The sequence below is a fragment of the Caulobacter sp. 17J80-11 genome (assembly GCF_014349105.1).
In the GTDB taxonomy this organism is placed as follows: Bacteria; Pseudomonadota; Alphaproteobacteria; order Caulobacterales; family Caulobacteraceae; genus 17J80-11.
This window is the reverse complement of record NZ_JACSJI010000002.1, coordinates 94,965-111,588: the sequence shown is the minus strand read 5'-3', so window position 1 is coordinate 111,588 and position 16,624 is coordinate 94,965. Positions and strand designations below refer to the sequence as shown.

The 16,624-nt window shown below is 69.4% G+C and carries 14 protein-coding genes and 1 tRNA gene; 10 read left to right on the top strand and 5 right to left on the bottom strand.

From position 1 onward, the window contains the following. Window positions 1-68 precede the first annotated feature (68 nt). Window positions 69-1,415, bottom strand: a complete 1,347-nt coding sequence (tig, locus tag H8B08_RS02995) for a trigger factor (protein ID WP_187448734.1) — start codon at window positions 1,413-1,415, stop codon at window positions 69-71. A 172-nt stretch (window positions 1,416-1,587) separates the two neighbouring features. Further along, window positions 1,588-1,672 (bottom strand) — tRNA-Leu (locus tag H8B08_RS02990). Window positions 1,673-1,879: 207 nt separating this feature from the next. On the opposite strand from H8B08_RS02990, the gene H8B08_RS02985 reads away from it, so the two are divergent. Both H8B08_RS02985 and H8B08_RS02980 read left to right on the top strand, forming a co-directional pair. Further along, on the top strand, window positions 1,880-3,952 hold the full coding sequence (locus tag H8B08_RS02985) for a glycoside hydrolase family 65 protein (protein WP_187448733.1): 2,073 nt from the start codon (window positions 1,880-1,882) through the stop codon (window positions 3,950-3,952). 195 nt (window positions 3,953-4,147) lie between these two features. Continuing rightward, window positions 4,148-4,333: a hypothetical protein gene (locus tag H8B08_RS02980; protein ID WP_187448732.1), complete on the top strand. Its 186-nt coding sequence runs from the start codon at window positions 4,148-4,150 to the stop codon at window positions 4,331-4,333. Between the two features lie 117 nt (window positions 4,334-4,450). Here H8B08_RS02980 and H8B08_RS02975 read toward each other — a convergent pair whose 3' ends face one another. Together H8B08_RS02975 and H8B08_RS02970 are read right to left on the bottom strand one after the other, a co-directional pair. Beyond that, window positions 4,451-5,527: a mechanosensitive ion channel domain-containing protein gene (locus H8B08_RS02975; protein WP_187448731.1), complete on the bottom strand. Its 1,077-nt coding sequence runs from the start codon at window positions 5,525-5,527 to the stop codon at window positions 4,451-4,453. A 42-nt stretch (window positions 5,528-5,569) separates the two neighbouring features. After that, window positions 5,570-7,036, bottom strand: coding sequence for an NAD(P)H-hydrate dehydratase (locus H8B08_RS02970; RefSeq protein ID WP_187448730.1), 1,467 nt, complete (start codon window positions 7,034-7,036; stop codon window positions 5,570-5,572). A 187-nt stretch (window positions 7,037-7,223) separates the two neighbouring features. Between H8B08_RS02970 and H8B08_RS02965 the strand changes: the two genes are divergently transcribed. The 7 genes from H8B08_RS02965 (at window position 7,224) to H8B08_RS02935 (ending at window position 15,228) form a co-directional block, all read left to right on the top strand. Then, complete coding sequence (locus H8B08_RS02965) at window positions 7,224-7,562, top strand: P-II family nitrogen regulator (RefSeq protein WP_163262628.1); 339 nt, start codon at window positions 7,224-7,226, stop codon at window positions 7,560-7,562. A 61-nt stretch (window positions 7,563-7,623) separates the two neighbouring features. Continuing rightward, complete coding sequence (glnA, locus tag H8B08_RS02960; protein ID WP_187448729.1) at window positions 7,624-9,030, top strand: type I glutamate--ammonia ligase; 1,407 nt, start codon at window positions 7,624-7,626, stop codon at window positions 9,028-9,030. An 18-nt stretch (window positions 9,031-9,048) separates the two neighbouring features. Further along, window positions 9,049-9,753 carry a DUF805 domain-containing protein gene (locus H8B08_RS02955; protein ID WP_187448728.1) on the top strand — a complete coding sequence of 235 codons (705 nt, stop codon included), beginning with the start codon at window positions 9,049-9,051 and terminating at the stop codon, window positions 9,751-9,753. A 92-nt stretch (window positions 9,754-9,845) separates the two neighbouring features. After that, the gene (gene parE, locus H8B08_RS02950) at window positions 9,846-11,927 is read left to right on the top strand and encodes a DNA topoisomerase IV subunit B (RefSeq protein WP_187448727.1); all 2,082 of its coding nucleotides are present in this window, start codon (window positions 9,846-9,848) and stop codon (window positions 11,925-11,927) included. Beyond that, on the top strand, window positions 11,902-12,327 hold the full coding sequence (locus H8B08_RS02945) for a hypothetical protein (RefSeq protein WP_187448726.1): 426 nt from the start codon (window positions 11,902-11,904) through the stop codon (window positions 12,325-12,327). Before parE ends, H8B08_RS02945 begins: the two co-directional genes overlap by 26 nt. 163 nt (window positions 12,328-12,490) lie before the next feature. Further along, on the top strand, window positions 12,491-14,068 hold the full coding sequence (locus H8B08_RS02940) for a DEAD/DEAH box helicase (RefSeq protein WP_187448725.1): 1,578 nt from the start codon (window positions 12,491-12,493) through the stop codon (window positions 14,066-14,068). Between the two features lie 101 nt (window positions 14,069-14,169). Continuing rightward, the gene (locus H8B08_RS02935) at window positions 14,170-15,228 is read left to right on the top strand and encodes a GGDEF domain-containing protein (RefSeq protein ID WP_187448724.1); all 1,059 of its coding nucleotides are present in this window, start codon (window positions 14,170-14,172) and stop codon (window positions 15,226-15,228) included. Here H8B08_RS02935 and H8B08_RS02930 read toward each other — a convergent pair. Next, window positions 15,225-15,629, bottom strand: a complete 405-nt coding sequence (locus H8B08_RS02930) for a TfoX/Sxy family protein (protein WP_187448723.1) — start codon at window positions 15,627-15,629, stop codon at window positions 15,225-15,227. The genes H8B08_RS02935 and H8B08_RS02930 overlap by 4 nt on opposite strands. Before the next feature lie 75 nt (window positions 15,630-15,704). Between H8B08_RS02930 and H8B08_RS02925 the strand changes: the two genes are divergently transcribed. After that, window positions 15,705-16,496 carry a 1-acyl-sn-glycerol-3-phosphate acyltransferase gene (locus H8B08_RS02925; protein WP_187448722.1) on the top strand — a complete coding sequence of 264 codons (792 nt, stop codon included), beginning with the start codon at window positions 15,705-15,707 and terminating at the stop codon, window positions 16,494-16,496. Window positions 16,497-16,624 lie beyond the last annotated feature (128 nt).

Here is a 16,624-nt window from a genome sequence, read left to right as displayed (position 1 = left end):
CTCCCAAATGCGAAACGGGCCCGCCGTCGCCGGCGGGCCCGTCCCTCAAATCAGCATCCGACGTCAGGTCAGGCCGACAGCTCCTCGTCTTCGAACAGCTCGTCCTTGGTGACCGTCTGGTCCGCGATCTTCGCCTTGCCGAAGATCATGTCGCAGACCTTCTCTTCGTAGATCGGGGCGCGCAGCTGGGCGGCGGCGTTCGGGTTCTGGCGGTAGAAGTCGAACACCTGGCGCTCGCGGCCCGGGTACTGGCGGGCTTCGGCCATGATGGCGTTCGACAGCTCCTGATCGGAGACGCCGACGTTGTTGCGGCGGCCGATCTCGGCCAGCACCAGGCCCAGGCGCACGCGGCGCTCGGCGATCTTGCGGTACTCGGCCTTCAGCTCGTCTTCCGACTTGGCCGCGTCTTCGGCCGGCAGGCCGCCGCGGGCCTTGTCGGCTTCGACCTGGCTCCAGATGGCGCCGAACTCGGTCTCCACCATCTTGGCCGGCAGCTGGAAGTCGTGCTTGGCGTCCAGCACGTCCAGCAGGGCGCGCTTCAGCTTGAAGCGCGAAGCCGAGGCGTACTGCTGCTCGAGGTTGGTCTTCAGGGCGGTCTTCAGGGCGTCGAGGGTCTCGAAACCGATCCGCTTGGCGAACTCCTCGTCGGCGTCGGCTTCCTTCGGCGCGCGGATTTCCTGGACGGTGACTTCGAACTCGGCCGGCTTACCGGCCAGGTGCTTGGCCTGGTAGGCTTCCGGGAAGGTCACGGCGACGGTCTTGGTCTCGCCGGCCTTGGCGCCCTTCAGCTGGTCTTCGAAGCCAGGGATGAACTGGCCCGAGCCCAGCACCAGCTGAGCGCCTTCGGCCGAACCGCCTTCGAAGGCTTCGCCGTCGATGCGGCCGACGAAGTCGATCACCACCATGTCGCCTTCAGCGGCCTTGGGCGACTTGCCGCCCTTGGCTTCGTAGGTCTTCGACTGCGAGGCCAGCTCCTTGAGCGCCTCGTCCACGTCGGCGTCCGACGCGGCGTAGGTCGGCTTGGTCAGCTCGATCGAGGCCGGGTCGATCGGCTCGAACTCCGGCATGATCTCGACCGACATTTCGAAGGCGAGGTCTTCCTGGCCGGCGATGACCTTCTCGATGTCCGAAGACAGCTTCATCTCGGCCGGCGCGGCCGGACGGATGTTCGCGTCTTCCAGGGCCTTCTGGCCGGAGGTGTTGAGGGCTTCCTGGACGATCTCGCCCATCAGCTCCTTGCCGTACAGCTTGCGAACGTGCGCGGACGGCACCTTGCCCGGACGGAAGCCCTTCAGCTTCATGCGCGGGGTGACCTCGGCGATCTTCGCTTCGAGCTTCTGACCCAGGTCCTTGGCGGGGACCGTGATCTGCAGCACGCGGCTCAGACCTTCGTTCGACTTCTCAACGACCTGCATGGACTTTCAGCCTTCGGAACACGTCGCCAGGCCCTCGGCCCGACCGCCCTTCCGCCTTGTTTAGAAAAACCAAAGGCCGCCCTGTTCGGGCGGCGCGAGCGGCCCTTATGTCACGGCGCTTCGGGGTTCGTCAAAGCCCCTCGGGCGAGGGGCGAAACGGCCCGAAAAACCCTGGTGCGGATGAGAGGGCTCGAACCTCCACGCCTCGCGGCGCTGGAACCTAAATCCAGTGCGTCTACCAGTTCCGCCACATCCGCACGCAGGGTCCGCCCTTATGATTCTCAGCTCCGCCCAAGGCAAGCCCGCGTGCGGCGGCCGCGCCGAATTTGGACGAAACCGCCGCAGCGGCGCTGCTGACCCCGCGCGCGCCGCTCCGTTCGTGCGCCGCGCCTGCCCGGCGGCTCCCTCGGCCCCCCCTGGCGTACGGGAACGCCCGAGGAGGCGCGCTGTTTCTCTCGCGTCCCATGTCGTCGCCGATCAATCCGCAGCCTGTCCCAGGTAGCTCCACCGGTGAGCTTCCGGCCTTCGTCTCAAACGGGGTCGTCGGTCTGCGGGTGCGGTCCGACCCGCTGGTCTCGGGCGCCTGCCTGGTCAGCAGCTACGCCGGAGAACATCCCGAGAAGCGCATCGAGGCGGCGGCGCTCGCGCCCTATCCGCTGGCCTGCCAGGTCGGCCTGGACAATGTCTGGAGCTTAGACGAGTCGGCGCGGGTCGAGGTCGAAGACCAGAGCTATGATTTCGCGACCGGTGAACTCAGCAGCCGCGCGATCTTCGACAACGGCGGCAAGCGGGTCCGGTTGGAGACCGTGACCTTCTGTTCTCGCAACCATCCCAGTCTGGCGTGCCAGGAGGTGGTCCTGACGGTCGATTCCGCGTGCGACCTCGGCGTGCGGGCGATGATCGACGGTCGCAACGTCGGCGGGCGACTGGCCCGCTGGGACCGCGCCACGCCCGGCGAGGCGGAGCCGGCGTGCGACGGCTACATGCTCTGGGATAGCGAGGGCGTGACCGGGACGTGCGGGCTGGCCTACGTCACCGAGCTGGTCGGTGAGCAGCTCGAGCCCTCCCGGCCCGCGGCTCGCAATCGGACGATGTGGTCCGAGTACCGTTTCCGCGCTCGGGCTGGACGGAAGTACCGCCTTCGACAGATCGTCAGCCTGGTGCCGGGCCTCATGCATCGGCGTCCCGACGAGGAAGCCGCACGTCTGGCGGCCAAGGCGCGTAGCGACGGCTTCGACCGGATCCGAGCGGAAAACCGAGCCGAGTGGAACGAGCTCTGGAAGGGGCGCATCGTCCTGGTCGGGGCCGACACGCGCTGGCAGGCGCTGGCGGACGCCTCCTTCTTCTACATGAACACCTCCGCCCACGCGTCGTCGCTGGCTTCGACGTCCATGTTCGGTCTCGCGACCTGGTGGGACTACCACTACTACTACGGGCACGTGATGTGGGACCTGGAGGCGTTCGTGGTCCCGGCCCTCAGCGTGATGCAGCCGCACGCGGCGCGCGGCCTGCTGGACTACCGGTCGCGCCACTTGGAGGCGGCCCGCACCAATGCCCGGATCTGGGGGCGGCGAGGCCTGCAGTTCCCGTGGGAGTCCGCGCCGGCCACCGGCGAGGAGACAGCGCCCTTGCCGGGCACGGGCGCTTGGCACGCCGATCACGTCACGCTGGCGGTCGCCCGCGCCTTCGCGGTCCACAGCTTTTTGACTGGCGACCCGCGCTTTCTCAAGAATAAGGCCTGGCCGGTCCTGTCCGGGGTCGCCGAATGGCTCGAGAGTCGGCTCAAGCGCACGCCCCGCGGCGTCGAGTACCCCGCGAGCATGGGCGTCGCGGAGCGGCCCGAGCCGGCCGACAACGCGGCCTATCCCAACATGGCCGCCAAGGTGGCCCTCGGCTACGCCGTCAGCGTCGCCGAGCGGCTCGGCGAGGCGGCGTCTCCGAAGTGGTCGGCGCTGGCCCGTGACCTGGTGCTCCCCGTTAAGGGAAAGGTCGTGATCGCCCATGACGGCTACACGCCCTCGGAAGAGAAGGGAGCCACGCCCGATCCGCTGATGGGCGTCTTCCCTCTCGATTACCGGCTGGAGCCCGAAATCGAGGCCGCGACGCTGAAGTTCTGGCTGGACCTGGCCGACGAATACGTAGGCGCGCCCATGCTGTCTCCGCTGTACGGCGCTTGGGCGGCGCGAGCCGGCGACCGGCGGCTGGCGCTGCGGCTGCTCGACGAGGGCTACGGAAAATTCTTTTCAGGGCGCTTCCTGCAGCCCCTGGAGTACCGGCCTGACAAGCATCCGGAGCAGCCCCGCGCCGGGCCATTCTTCGCCAATATGGGCGGCTTCCTGGCCAGCCTGCTGTTCGGGTTTCCGGGCATCGAGCCCGGCCTGGGCGAGCCGGCGTCATGGTGCCGCCGGCCCGTGGTCCTGCCCCAGGGGTGGGAGGCGATCGAGGTGGAGCGGCTGTGGGTGCACGGCCGCCCGACCCGGCTGTCGGCTCACCACGGGGCTGAACGCGCGGTGCTCGAACTCGGGGACCTCGTGTGACGCGCCAGGAACGGGCGTCGAGACCGTACGCCAGGTCGACGCCGAACGACGCCGCTGCCGGCCGGCGGTCGTGAGCCCCGCCGCCGCAGGCGCACCTGAACTCTCGAATTGAGGCTTCAGCAGCGGAACGGGTCCCCCGTAGGGGCGCTCTCGAATAGCGCGCGGAATGGCGCGTGATTTCAGTGGAGTAGTCCGATGCAAAATCGTGGACAGCAGGGCGGCGGCAAGGAGCAGAACCGCGGCCAGGGCGGCCAGGCGGGTCAGCAGAACGCCCAGAACCGCAACGCCACCGAAATGCGGTCCCGCGAGTCCCGGGTCGGGAAACCCGAGTCCGGCGGGCAGGGCCGGCAGGAAGGCTCCGGTCGCGAGCGCGAACGCTGACCGGCTACAGGGCGCCCTTCGGGGCGCCCTTCCCTCCGGTCTGCAGGCCGCCGAAGCCGGGTCACAGGCCGCCGATCGACGCCTCCAGAGCAGCGGTGTGATCGTGTGAGCCGGGGTTCAGGCGCGCGGCTTGTCGGCGCGGCGAGCCGCCGCCTGCCGCTCCCGGTCCGCCTCGTCCTCGGCCGCCCGCCGTTCGGTCTCGACCCGGTCGATCTCGGCGCCTGCCACAAGGTCGTTGGCGGCGTCGTTGTGGCCGGCCGGCGACGGAGCCGGCGCGGACGGGTGAGTCGGCTCGCTCTTGAGGCCCAGCAGGCGCAGAGCGTCCGCCCCCTCGCAGCCGAACAGCTCGCGCACGCGTATGTCCATCTGCGGATTGGGCACTTCGATGCCCGCCTCGCACAGGGCGTCGTCGATCGCCCAGGCGTAGGCCGCCTGCATGGCCTGAGGCCGCTTCACCGCCTCCAGGCCGGGCCAGACCACCAGCTCGAACTTGAGATAGCCGTCGCCGTAGCCGACCAGCCAGACCTGGGTGCGGCGCGCCTCGGTGTCAGGGAGCGTGAAGGGCACGGCGCGGGCGGCGTTCAGCACCGCCTCACGCACCCGGTCCTTGTCGGCCCCGAAGGCGACCTTGAAGGGCACGTGGATGCGCCGGGACTCGCCCTTCAGCGTCCAGTTGGTCACCGTCCGCTCCACCAGGCGCGAGTTCGGCACCACCTCGTTGACGTTGTCGTTGTTGCGGATTCGGGTCGCGCGCGGGCCGATCTCCTGCACCACGCCGCTGACCCCGTTCTCCAGCTCCACATAGTCGCCGACCTGGATCAGCCGGTCGAACACGACGACCAGGCCGGAGACGAACTCCTTCACCACGCCCTGCAGGCCGAGGCCCACGCCGACGCCCAGCGCGCCCGCGAACACCGCCAGCGAGGTCAGATCCAGCCCCAGCGTCGAGATCGCCACGATCACGCCGGTGATCACCACGCCGTAGGTGGCCACCTTTTCGACGATGTAGAGGAATGAGGCCGCGCCCAGCCAGCTGCGCGCCCGCAGCCGGCGCACGAAGTTGCGGACCAGGCGCGCCAGCACGGCGGCGGCGGCGACGATCAGCACGGCCGTCAGCACGCCGCCGACGGTCAGCGCCGTGCCGCCCAGGGTCCCCAGGCGGAGCCCGGCCAGGTCCTGCACCACTTCGATCACGCCTTGGAAAATGCCGAAGCGGCCGTTCGCGATCCGTCCGCCTCAGCGCGCCCTTCGCCAGAGCGCGTTCAGCACGCCCGGGAGCAGGTCCGGCAGATCCTCCGCCGTCAGGCCCGGCCCGAACCCGCGCGCCGCCTCGGCGTGCATCCACACGGCCGCACAGGCGGCGTCGAAGCTGTCCATGTTCTGCGCCAGCAGCGCGCCGATCATGCCGGCCAGCACGTCGCCGGATCCGGCGGTCGCCAGCCACGGCGCCTCCACCGTGTTGACCGAGGCGCGCCCGTCGGGCGCCGCGATCACCGTGTCGGGTCCCTTCAGGACCACGATCGCCCCGGCCCGCTCGGCCGCCCGGCGCGCGGCGGTAATCCGCTCGGGCGAACCGGCCAGCAGGCCCGGGAAGACGCGCTCGAACTCGCCCGGATGCGGGGTGAGCACGTCGTCGCGGTCCAGCTGAGCGAACAGCTCGCCCGGATCGCCGCGGAAGACGGTCAGGGCGTCGGCGTCGATCACCAGGGCCGCCCCGGTGCGGGCCAGCGCCGCGAGGTTGGCGGCGGTCTCCTCGGTCACCCCGGCGGCCGGGCCGATCACGGCCGCGTCCAGCGGCTGGGCCGCCTGCTCCAGCTCCATCTCGGTCTCGAAGACGTGCAGCATCACCGCCTCGACGTGGGCGGCCAGGATCGGCGCCGCTTCAGGCGCGCAGAAGATCCGCACCACGCCGGCGCCCGTCCGCAGGCCGGCGCGCGCCGCCAGCCGGGCCGCGCCGGTCTCGAACATCGCCCCGCTGATCACCCCCAGCCGTCCGCGCGCATGCTTGTGCGCTTCCGGTTCGGGCCAGGGAAAGCGGGCCCGCCACAGGTCCGGACCGTTCTCGCAGAGCTGGGTGTCCGGCGTCGCCGCCACCGGAACGCCGATGTCGGCGACCACGGTCTCGCCGCAGAGAACCCGGCCTTTGACAAGCACGTGCGCCGGCTTCTTGCGATGGAAGGTGACGGTCAGCGCCGCCCGTGGCGCGTAGCCCAGCGCTTCTCCCGTGTCGCCGGCCAGGCCCGACGGCAGGTCGACCGCCACGATCGGCACGCTCCCCGCCTCGACCACCTTCAGCACCTCGGCCACCGGGTGATCCAGCGGACGCGAGAGACCCGCGCCGAACAGGGCGTCGACCACCAGGCGCGCCTCGGCCACGGCCTGGAGGTCCAGCGCTTCGACCGTTCCGGTCCAGGCGGCCCGGGCGCGCGCGGCGTCCGGCGCCGTCGGGTCGGCCAGGGCGGCCACGCGCACCGGCCAGCCGGATTCGGCCAGGATCTGAGCGGCGACATAGCCGTCGCCGCCGTTGTCGCCGGGCCCGCACAGCACCGCCACCGGCCGCGCCGTCCAGCGTGCCATGACCTCGCGCGCCACCGCCTGGCCGGCGGCGCGCATCAGGGCGAACCGTTCGACGCCGCGCTCGACGGCGCCGCGGTCGGCCGCCGCCGATTCCGCCACGGTCAGGATCTCGCATCCGCGCCGCATCGCTTCCGCTCCGTCCAGAGGGTCAGGCCGTTCGAAAAAATGTGCCGGTACACGGACATGTTGCGCGGCTTTTAAGCCACGGCGCAAGAATCGTCCGGATTCCCACAGGGTAAGGCACGAAAGCCGCTTGCATTATGCTGCGGTGCGATGTTCGTTCGCGTCCCGGGCCGCCCTTCCCGGATTCGCCATGAAAAAGATTGAAGCCGTTATCAAGCCCTTCAAGCTCGACGAGGTGAAGGAGGCGCTTCAGGACATCGGCGTGCAAGGCATGACCGTCCTCGAGGCCAAGGGATACGGTCGCCAAAAAGGGCACTCCGAGCTTTACCGCGGCGCCGAATACGTCGTGGACTTCCTGCCCAAGATCAAACTCGAAGTCGTCGTCCCCGACGACCTGCTGCCCACCGTGCTGGAGGCGATCCAGACGGCCGCGCGCACCGGCAAGATCGGGGACGGCAAGATCTTCGTCACCGACGTCCTGGACGTCATCCGCATTCGCACCGGCGAGACCGGACCCCAGGCTGTATAAGCCGGGGCCGTCAGACCGAGACCACCTCTCCTCCCCTCCCCGAACCGCCAAGGACACCACCATGAGCCCCGCCGAACTCCTGAGAGAGATCAAGGAGAAAGAGGTCCGCTACGTCGACCTGCGCTTCACCGATCCGAAGGGCAAACTGCAGCACGTGACCTTCGACGTCGGCATGGTCGACGAAGAGTTCCTGACCGAAGGCACCATGTTCGACGGCTCCTCGATCGCCGGCTGGAAGGCGATCAACGAGTCCGACATGCTGCTGAAGCCGGACCTCGCGACCAGCTACATCGACCCGTTCTACCAGCAGACCACGCTGTTCCTGTTCTGCGACGTGCTGAACCCGGACACCGGCGAGCCCTACACCCGCGACCCGCGCTCCATGGCCAAGAAGGCCCTGGCCTACGTGCAGTCGGCCGGCGTGGGCGACACCGTCTACTTCGGCCCCGAGGCCGAGTTCTTCGTGTTCGACGACGTGCGCTGGTCGACCAACCCCGAGAACACCGGCTTCGCCTTCGACTCGGTCGAGCTGCCGGCCAACTCGGCCAAGGTCTATCCGGAAGGCAACATGGGCCACCGCCCGGGCCCGAAGGGCGGCTACTTCCCGGTCAACCCGGTGGACTCCGGCCAGGACCTGCGCGGTGAAATGCTGCAGGTGATGGGCGAAATGGGCCTGGAGCCCGAGAAGCACCACCACGAGGTCGCCCCGGCGCAGCACGAACTCGGCCTGAAGTTCAGCGACCTGATCACCATGGCCGACCGGATGCAGCTGTATAAGTACGTCGTCCACAACGTGGCGGCGGCTTACGGCAAGTCGGCGACCTTCATGCCGAAGCCGATGTTCGGCGACAACGGCTCGGGCATGCACGTGCACCAGTCGATCTGGAAGGCCGGCAAGCCGCTGTTCGCGGGCGACAAGTACGCCGGCCTGTCGGACCTGTGCCTCTGGTACATCGGCGGCGTGATCAAGCACGCCAAGGCGATCAACGCCTTCGCCAACCCGACCACCAACTCCTACAAGCGCCTGGTGCCGGGCTACGAAGCCCCGGTGAAGCTGGCCTACTCGTCGCGCAACCGCTCGGCCTCGATCCGTATCCCCTACGTGTCGTCGCCGAAGGCCAAGCGCATCGAGGTCCGCTTCCCCGACCCGATGGGCAACCCGTACCTGACCTTCGTCGCCCTGCTGATGGCCGGCCTCGACGGCATCGAGAACCGCATCGATCCGGGCGCGGCGATGGACAAGAACCTGTACGATCTGCCGCCGCAGGAGCGGAAGAACGTCCCCGAGGTCTGCGGCTCGCTGCGCGAAGCCCTGGACTCGCTGGATAAGGACCGCGCCTTCCTGAAGAAGGGCGGCGTGATGGACGACGACTTCATCGACTCGTACATCGAGCTGAAGGAAGCCGAGGTCGCGCGCCTGCAGCTGCACCCGCACCCGGTCGAATTCGACATGTACTACAACGGCTAAGTCGCAGGACTTGCCGCAATGGTGATCAAGGCCGCGGAGCGATCCGCGGCCTTTTCTTTTCTGCGCCGCCCAACCTTTGCAGATCGCCCGCCGACGCTTAACCAGGGGCTCTACGTACAGTTGAGGGATCGATTCATGAACGGCGTCATCACAAACCTGCGTAGCCTGGGCGTGTTCAAGGGACGCGAAAGCCCGGGGCGGTTCTGGCCCTACGTCGCCTGCGTGATCGCCCTGACCATGGTCGGCGCCTTCGCCGTCATGATCCCAGTGATGAACGACTTCTTCGCCAAGGCGGCGCGGTTGGCGGCCGAACATCCGGAGGCGGTGAGCGTCCAAACGAGCCCCGGCGGCTATTCGGTGCGGGTGGCCGCCGGCCATCCTGAGGTCATGCCGGACTTCGGGCTGATGTTCGGCGGCATCGGCGCCACGGTCGCGCTCGCAGCGGCCCTGCTCGCGGCGGCGGTCGCTCGGCGGCTGCACGACAGCGGCCTCACCGGATGGCTGGGGCTGCTGCCGCTGCCGTTCCTCGCCTTCGGCCTGGTCGCGATGCCGCGGGTGTTCGCCGAAGTCGCCGCCGGTTCAGAAACCCCGGATCTGACGCCGGTGCTGCTGCTCTTTCTCAACAACATGCTCTACCTGGCCGCGCTCGGGATCCTGGTGTTGCTGCTGTGCCGGCGCGGAACGCCAGGGCCGAACCGCTTCGGCGAGCCCGCCGACGCCTGAGGCGCGACGCCGATCCCTGGCTGCTTCCGCTTGCCCCGGAGGCGCCGGATCGCCATACGAGTTCGTTTCCGAATCGCCGCAAAGTCCCGCGTATGGCCAAGGCCGCTCAAGAACCGTCGCTCTTCGACTTCGCCCCCGCCCAGCCCGCCGCCGAACCGGCGCCGGCTGCCGCGCCGGCGTCCGCGGCTCCGGCCGCACCCGCTCCCGCGCAGGCCGCGCCCGCCCCGACCGCGGCCGCGAACCCCGGCTACAACGCCGCCTCGATCGAGGTGCTGGAAGGCCTGGAGCCGGTGCGCAAGCGCCCGGGCATGTACATCGGCGGCACCGACGAGCGGGCCCTGCACCACCTGTTCGCCGAAGTCCTCGACAACGCGATGGACGAAGCGGTGGCCGGCCACGCCAAGACCATCTGGGTCAGCCTCGACGCCGACGGCGCGCTCACCGTGCGCGACGACGGCCGCGGCATCCCGGTCGACCCGCACCCCAAGTATCCCGGCAAGTCGGCGCTGGAGGTCGTGCTGACCGTGCTGCACTCGGGCGGCAAGTTCTCGGGCAAGGCCTACGAGACCTCCGGCGGCCTGCACGGCGTCGGCGTCTCGGTGGTCAACGCCCTGACCGACCGGCTGGACGTCACCGTCTGGTCCGGCGGCCACGAATGGCGCCAGAGCTACTCCAAGGGCCACGTGCTGACCCCGATCCAGCAGGTCGGGCCGTCGCGCAAGAAGGGCACCCAGCTGCGCTTCACGCCCGACCCGGAGATCTTCGGCGAAGGCGCGGCCTTCAAGCCGGCGCGCCTGCACCGCATGGCCCGCTCCAAGGCCTACCTGTTCCGCGGCGTGGAGATCCGCTGGTCGTGCGCGCCGGAGCGCATCACCGACCAGACCCCGGCCGAGGCCCTCTTCCACTTCCCCAACGGCCTGGCCGACGCCCTGGCCGAACGGGTGGGCAAGACCGAGACCGTCACGCCGGAATCCTTCTCCGGCCGCGTGGAGCGCAAGGGCGAAGCCGGCGCGGTCGAATGGGCCGTGACCTGGAGCCCGGCCGGCTTCGGCGAGCACGACGGCTTCATGCAGTCGTACTGCAACACCGTCCCGACCCCCGACGGCGGCACGCACGAGGCCGGCTTCCGCGCGGCGCTCACCCGCGGCCTGAAGGCCTACGCCGAACTGACCGGCGAGAAGCGCGGCGGCCTGATCACCGCCGAGGACGTGGTCGCCAACGCCGGCTCGCTGATCTCGGTGTTCATCCGCAACCCGGAATTCCAGGGCCAGACCAAGGACCGCCTGTCCACGGCCGAGGCCCAGAAGCTGGTCGAGAACGCGCTCCGCGATCCCTTCGACCACTGGCTGACCGAACAGCCCAAGGTGGCGACGCAACTGCTGCAGTTCGTCGTCGACCGCGCCGAGGAGCGGCTGAAGCGGCGCAAGGACAAGGAAGTCCAGCGCGCGTCGGCCACCCGCAAGCTGCGCCTGCCCGGCAAGCTGGCCGACTGTTCGCAGAACCACGCCGAGGGCGCGGAGCTGTTCATCGTCGAAGGCGACTCGGCCGGCGGCTCGGCCAAGCAGGCCCGCAACCGCAACACCCAGGCCATCCTGCCGCTGCGCGGCAAGATCCTGAACGTCGCCTCGGCCACCAGCGACAAGCTGCGGCAGAACCAGGAGCTGTCGGACCTGACCCTGGCGCTCGGCGCCCAGCTGGGCTCCAAGTTCCGGCTCGAAGACCTGCGCTACGAGCGCATCGTCATCATGACGGACGCCGACGTGGACGGCGCCCACATCGCCTCGCTTCTGATCACCTTCTTCTACCGATCCATGCCGGACATGATCCGCCAGGGCCGCCTGTTCATGGCCCTGCCGCCGCTGTTCCGCATCAGCCACGGCGCGACCACCGCCTACGCCCGCGACGACGCCCACCGCGACGAGCTGCTGGCCACCACCTTCAAGGGCAAGAAGCCGGAAATCAGCCGCTTCAAGGGTCTGGGCGAAATGATGCCGGCCCAGCTGAAGGAGACCACCATGGACCCGAACAAGCGCACGCTCGCCCGCGTGACGCTGCCGGAGTCCGAGGAGGAGATCGAGGCGCTGGTCGAGACCTTGATGGGCCGCAAGCCGGAGCTGCGCTTCCGCTTCATCCAGGAGAACGCCGCCTTTGCGGCCGAAGACCTGGACGTCTGAGGTGGGGGCGCCGTTTCAATTTCGGCGCCCGCCCTGCGGAACTGTCGACCCGCGCGTCGCGACGGTGGCCTCGCGCGCCGATTTCGACGCGGCCTATACGGTCGACGGCGCCCGCGTCGTCGAAACCGAATACCGGTTCGGCGGATTGGACGGCCTGATCGCGACCGTTCACAAGGCGCTCTCGGGCAAGTCCGGTCACGTCCAGGCGCTCCTGGAGGACGCGGAAGACGCCAGCCGGGAGACGCCGCTCGTGGTCTACGTCCGCAACGGCGACGCAGCGGCGCGTGAATTCGGCGCAGAGCTCGTCGACTTCATGTGCTTCTGGGAAAGCTACGCTTTCACCAGCGACGCCCCGGCGCCCATGTTTCTGGTGCTCGAACTACGGTCGCAGCAGCGCTGAGCTGCAATCAAGCCACGCTCGCCGCCGCCCGAAACACGCGGCGGTGCTGCAGATTGACTTGCTGGCCTTCATCCCTATGTTCGGGTTCTGCGCGACGACGTCCGTCCGCGCCGCCGCGTTTGCGCGCCCCCCGGGCGTGTCGAACCGCCTGATCACCTGAAGTATGACCGAATTTTCCGAACTGGGCCTGTCGGCGACGACGCTGCAGGCCGTCGCCGATACGGGTTACACGACCGCCACGCCGATCCAGGCGCAGGCCATCCCCGTCGCACTCGCGGGCCGCGACGTGCTCGGCATCGCCCAGACGGGCACCGGCAAGACCGCCGCCTTCACCCTGCCGATGATCGACCGGCTGTCGGCCGGCCGCTCCAAGGCCCGCATGCCGCGCGCCCTGGTGCTGGCCCCGACCCGCGAGCTGGCCGACCAGGTCGCGAGTTCTTTCGAAAAATACGCCAAGGGCACCAAGCTCAGCTGGGCGCTGCTGATCGGCGGCGTCTCGATGGGCGACCAGGTCGCCGCGCTCGACAAGGGCGTGGACGTGCTGATCGCCACCCCGGGGCGCCTGCTGGACCTGTTCGAGCGCGGCAAGATGCTGCTCACCGGCGTGCAGCTGATGGTCGTCGACGAAGCCGACCGCATGCTCGACATGGGCTTCATCCCCGACATCGAGCGCATCTTCAAACTGACCCCGCCCAGCCGCCAGACGCTGTTCTTCTCGGCCACCATGCCGCCCGAGATCACGCGCCTGACCACGCAGTTCCTCAAGGATCCGACCCGGATCGAGGCCACGCGTCCGGCCACCACCGCCGACACCATCGCCCAGCACATCGCCAACATTCCCTCGGTCGATCCGCGGGCCAAGCGCCTGGCGCTGCGCGCCCTGATCGAGCGCTCGGAGATCAAGAACGGCATCGTCTTCTGCAACCGTAAGTCGGAAGTCGATGTCGTCGCCAAGTCGCTGAAGAAGCACGGCTTCGACGCCGCGGCCATTCACGGCGACCTGGACCAGAGCGTGCGCATGAAGACCCTGGCCTCGTTCCGGGCCGGCGAACTGAAGCTGCTGGTCGCCTCCGACGTCGCCGCGCGCGGCCTGGACATCCCCGACGTCAGCCACGTCTTCAACTACGACGTGCCGCACCACGCCGACGACTACGTCCACCGCATCGGCCGCACCGGCCGGGCCGGGCGTTCGGGCGAAGCGTTCATGATCGTCACCCCGGCTGACGCCAAGTCGCTGGACAAGGTGCTGAAGCTCACCAAGAAGACGCCCGACGAGGTCACGCTCGACCTCGACTGGAGCCAGGCCGGCGGCGCCGGCGGCGGCGACCGCCGTGGTCGCAGCGCCCGTCCCGAGCGCGGCGAGCGGCCGGAACGCGGCGAACGCGGCCGCGGCCGTCGCGCCGAACCGCGCGAAGAGGCGCCGGAAGCCGAAGTCGCCGAAGCGAAGGTCGACCGTCGCGAGCCGAAGCCGGAGCGCCGCGAGCGCGAACCGAAGCCCGAGCGTCGGGAGCGCGAGCCCGCCCGCGCCGAACGCCGCCCCGAGAAGGCCGAAGCCCGTCCTGAGCGTCACGAGCGCTCGGAGCGCCCTGCCCCCGCCTCGCCGCGTCCCGAGCGGGAACGTGATCGCGACCGTGATCGCGGCCGCTACCGCGACGATCTGGGCCCGCGCGTGGTCGGCTTCGGCGGCGACGGCACCCCGGCCTTCCTGCTGCGTGCCGCGCCGGTGAAAAAAACCACCTGAAAGCGCTGGCTTAACCTTGGCCTTAACCCTGCGTTTGCGGTCGTCCACGTAAGTATTGCCCGTCACAGCGCCGCCAGAACCGCGGCGCCCAGGGGGGACACATGACCGGCCAAGTCGAGGTGGCGCTACGCGGTCCTGACGCTTTCTCTTTGGCGCGCAAGGCGCTGGAGATGATGGAAAGCGCCGCCGTATGGCCGACGCCGCTCAATTTCGAGCTCTGGCTGCACTATCTGGGCGAGCCTGAAAGCCCGCTGGCGCGCGAGATCACGCGCATGCTGGCGGCCGGCGAACCGTTTACCGACGACGTCAGCGAGACGCTGGCCGCCGAATTCCTGCCGCGCGCGCGCCTCTCGGACGAGATTCGCGACGCGGGCGCCCAGCTGAGCCGCGAACTGCGCAGCGTGGCCACCGCCATGGCCACCGCCCAGAAGACCCAGGCCGCCTACGGCAAGACCCTGGCCGGCGCCAGCCAGGGCCTGAACGACACCCAGGAGCCGCCAGTCCTGCGCAAGCTGGTCGAAGGCCTGGCCGCCGCCACCGACAAGGTCAGCCGCGAGAACTCCCAGCTTGAGCGCCGGCTGCACGACTCCACCCGCGAGGTCACCAAGCTGCGCGAGCACCTGGAACAGGTGCGCCGCGACGCCATGACCGACGCCCTGACCAACCTGGCCAACCGCAAGGCTTTCGACGAACAGCTGACGCGCGTCTGCGCCGAGGCCGATGAAAAGGGCCAGCCGCTGACCCTGGCCGTCGTCGACATCGACCACTTCAAGCGCTTCAACGACACATGGGGCCACCAGACCGGCGACCAGGTGCTGCGCTACGTCGCCAGCGTGATCGGCCGCGTGGCCGGTTCGCCGCCCCGCATCGCCGCCCGCTACGGCGGCGAGGAGTTCGGCCTGATCTTCCCGGGCGAGAACGCCGCCGCCGTGCAAAGCGCGCTGGACGTCGTGCGCCAGGAGATCGCCGGCCGCTCGCTGAAGCGCCGCTCGACCAACGAGGACCTGGGCCAGGTCACCGTCTCCGCCGGCCTGGCGCAGATGAAGAAGGGCGAGACCGCCGCCTCCCTGATCGAACGCGCCGACGAGGCCCTCTACGCCTCCAAGCGCGGCGGCCGTAACCGGGTGACCAGCGCCGAACGGCCCAAGGACGCGGCCTAGGCCTCGTCCCAAGGCCCCGGCCCGAGGTCGACCTTCACCGGCGTCTTCTTGCCCTTCGCGGCTTTGGCGGCCTTGGCCCGGCGCGCGGCATCCAGCCCAAGCCCGATCCAGCGGCGCGCCTCGTCCTCGTCGTCCCAGGCGGGGTCGGGAAGCCGCCGGTAGCGCAGGCTCATCGGCTTGCCGTCCTTCTCGCCGTAGACGAACAGCGGAACGCCCGCCTCGACAAAGGCGGCCTCGTTGACGTCGTCGGCCTTCAGCCAGACCGCCTCGTCCGCCACGAGGGCGAAGAACAGCTCGCCCGAATAGGCGCCGATCTCACCGAACATCTTGCGGAACCGCAGGTCGGGCGCGACCGACAACAGGTCGCGCGCCCGCTCCCCAAACGCGTCGCTGACGCTCATCCGTGCAGACTCCTGCTAGACAATCGGAAAGAGATTCACCGCCAAGGTCGGCCCCGCCGAACGGACAGGGATCCCATGCGCAGCTTCCTCTTCAACCTCGTCTACTGGGTCCTGTCGATCCTCTACGCCACCATGGCGGCCTTCGCGGCGCTGACGCCCGGACGCAAGGCGACCAGCTGGATCATCCGCCGCTACGTGCGGCGCATGGTGCAGGCCATGCGGATCTTCGCCGGGATCAAGCTGGACGTGCGTGGCCGCGAACGGCTGCCCGAGGGCGCCTTCATCATCGCCGCCAAGCACCAGTCCTGGGGCGACGGCTTCAGCGTCTACTCCCAGTTCGACGACCTGGCCTTCGTCACCGGCGACCACCTGGAGCGCTTCCCGCTGCTCTCGGGCGTGCTGAAGAAGCTGGGGGCCATCGTGGTCGACAACTGCGGCGGCCCCGAAGCGCGCCGGGCGCTTTCCGAAAGCGCGGCCCAGGCCAAGGCCGAGAACCGCAAGATCCTGATCTATCCGGAAGGCAACCTGGCCAAGATCGGCGAGCGCTTCCGCTATCGGTCGGGCGTCTGGCACATGTCCACCGACTTCGACATGCCGGTGGTGCCGCTGGCGACCAACCTCGGCCTGTTCTGGCAGCAGACCAGCGCCAAGAAGAACCCCGGCACGGCCACCATCGAATTCCTCGACCCGATCCCCGCCGGCCTGCCCAAGGCCGAGTTCCTCAAGCGCCTGGAAGAAGCGGTCGAGACCCGCACCGCCGAACTGGTGGCCGAAGCGACCGGCAAGCCGGTGCAGATGGCCGTGCTGGTGCCCACGCCCGACGAGATCGCCCGTGAGGCCAAGCGCGCCGCCGCGGCGGCCGGGTGAGCGCCCCTCTCCCAGAGGAAGAGGGAGGGACCCGGCCCGAAGGGCTGGGAGGGTGAGGGGTTACGGAGCTGTCCGGATGAGGCATCGGGATGAGGGCACGCGGCTGGCCGCGTAACCCCTCACCCTCC

Excerpts from the sequence above, each read along its gene's own strand:
- tig (WP_187448734.1), bottom strand. The coding sequence starts at position 1,415 with ATGCAGGTCGTTGAGAAGTCGAACGAAGGTCTGAGCCGCGTGCTGCAG.
- H8B08_RS02985 (WP_187448733.1), top strand. The coding sequence starts at position 1,880 with ATGTCGTCGCCGATCAATCCGCAGCCTGTCCCAGGTAGCTCCACCGGT.
- H8B08_RS02980 (WP_187448732.1), top strand. The coding sequence starts at position 4,148 with ATGCAAAATCGTGGACAGCAGGGCGGCGGCAAGGAGCAGAACCGCGGC.
- H8B08_RS02970 (WP_187448730.1), bottom strand. The coding sequence starts at position 7,036 with ATGCGGCGCGGATGCGAGATCCTGACCGTGGCGGAATCGGCGGCGGCC.
- H8B08_RS02965 (WP_163262628.1), top strand. The coding sequence starts at position 7,224 with ATGAAAAAGATTGAAGCCGTTATCAAGCCCTTCAAGCTCGACGAGGTG.
- glnA (WP_187448729.1), top strand. The coding sequence starts at position 7,624 with ATGAGCCCCGCCGAACTCCTGAGAGAGATCAAGGAGAAAGAGGTCCGC.
- H8B08_RS02955 (WP_187448728.1), top strand. The coding sequence starts at position 9,049 with ATGGTGATCAAGGCCGCGGAGCGATCCGCGGCCTTTTCTTTTCTGCGC.
- parE (WP_187448727.1), top strand. The coding sequence starts at position 9,846 with ATGGCCAAGGCCGCTCAAGAACCGTCGCTCTTCGACTTCGCCCCCGCC.
- H8B08_RS02940 (WP_187448725.1), top strand. The coding sequence starts at position 12,491 with ATGACCGAATTTTCCGAACTGGGCCTGTCGGCGACGACGCTGCAGGCC.
- H8B08_RS02935 (WP_187448724.1), top strand. The coding sequence starts at position 14,170 with ATGACCGGCCAAGTCGAGGTGGCGCTACGCGGTCCTGACGCTTTCTCT.
- H8B08_RS02930 (WP_187448723.1), bottom strand. The coding sequence starts at position 15,629 with ATGAGCGTCAGCGACGCGTTTGGGGAGCGGGCGCGCGACCTGTTGTCG.
- H8B08_RS02925 (WP_187448722.1), top strand. The coding sequence starts at position 15,705 with ATGCGCAGCTTCCTCTTCAACCTCGTCTACTGGGTCCTGTCGATCCTC.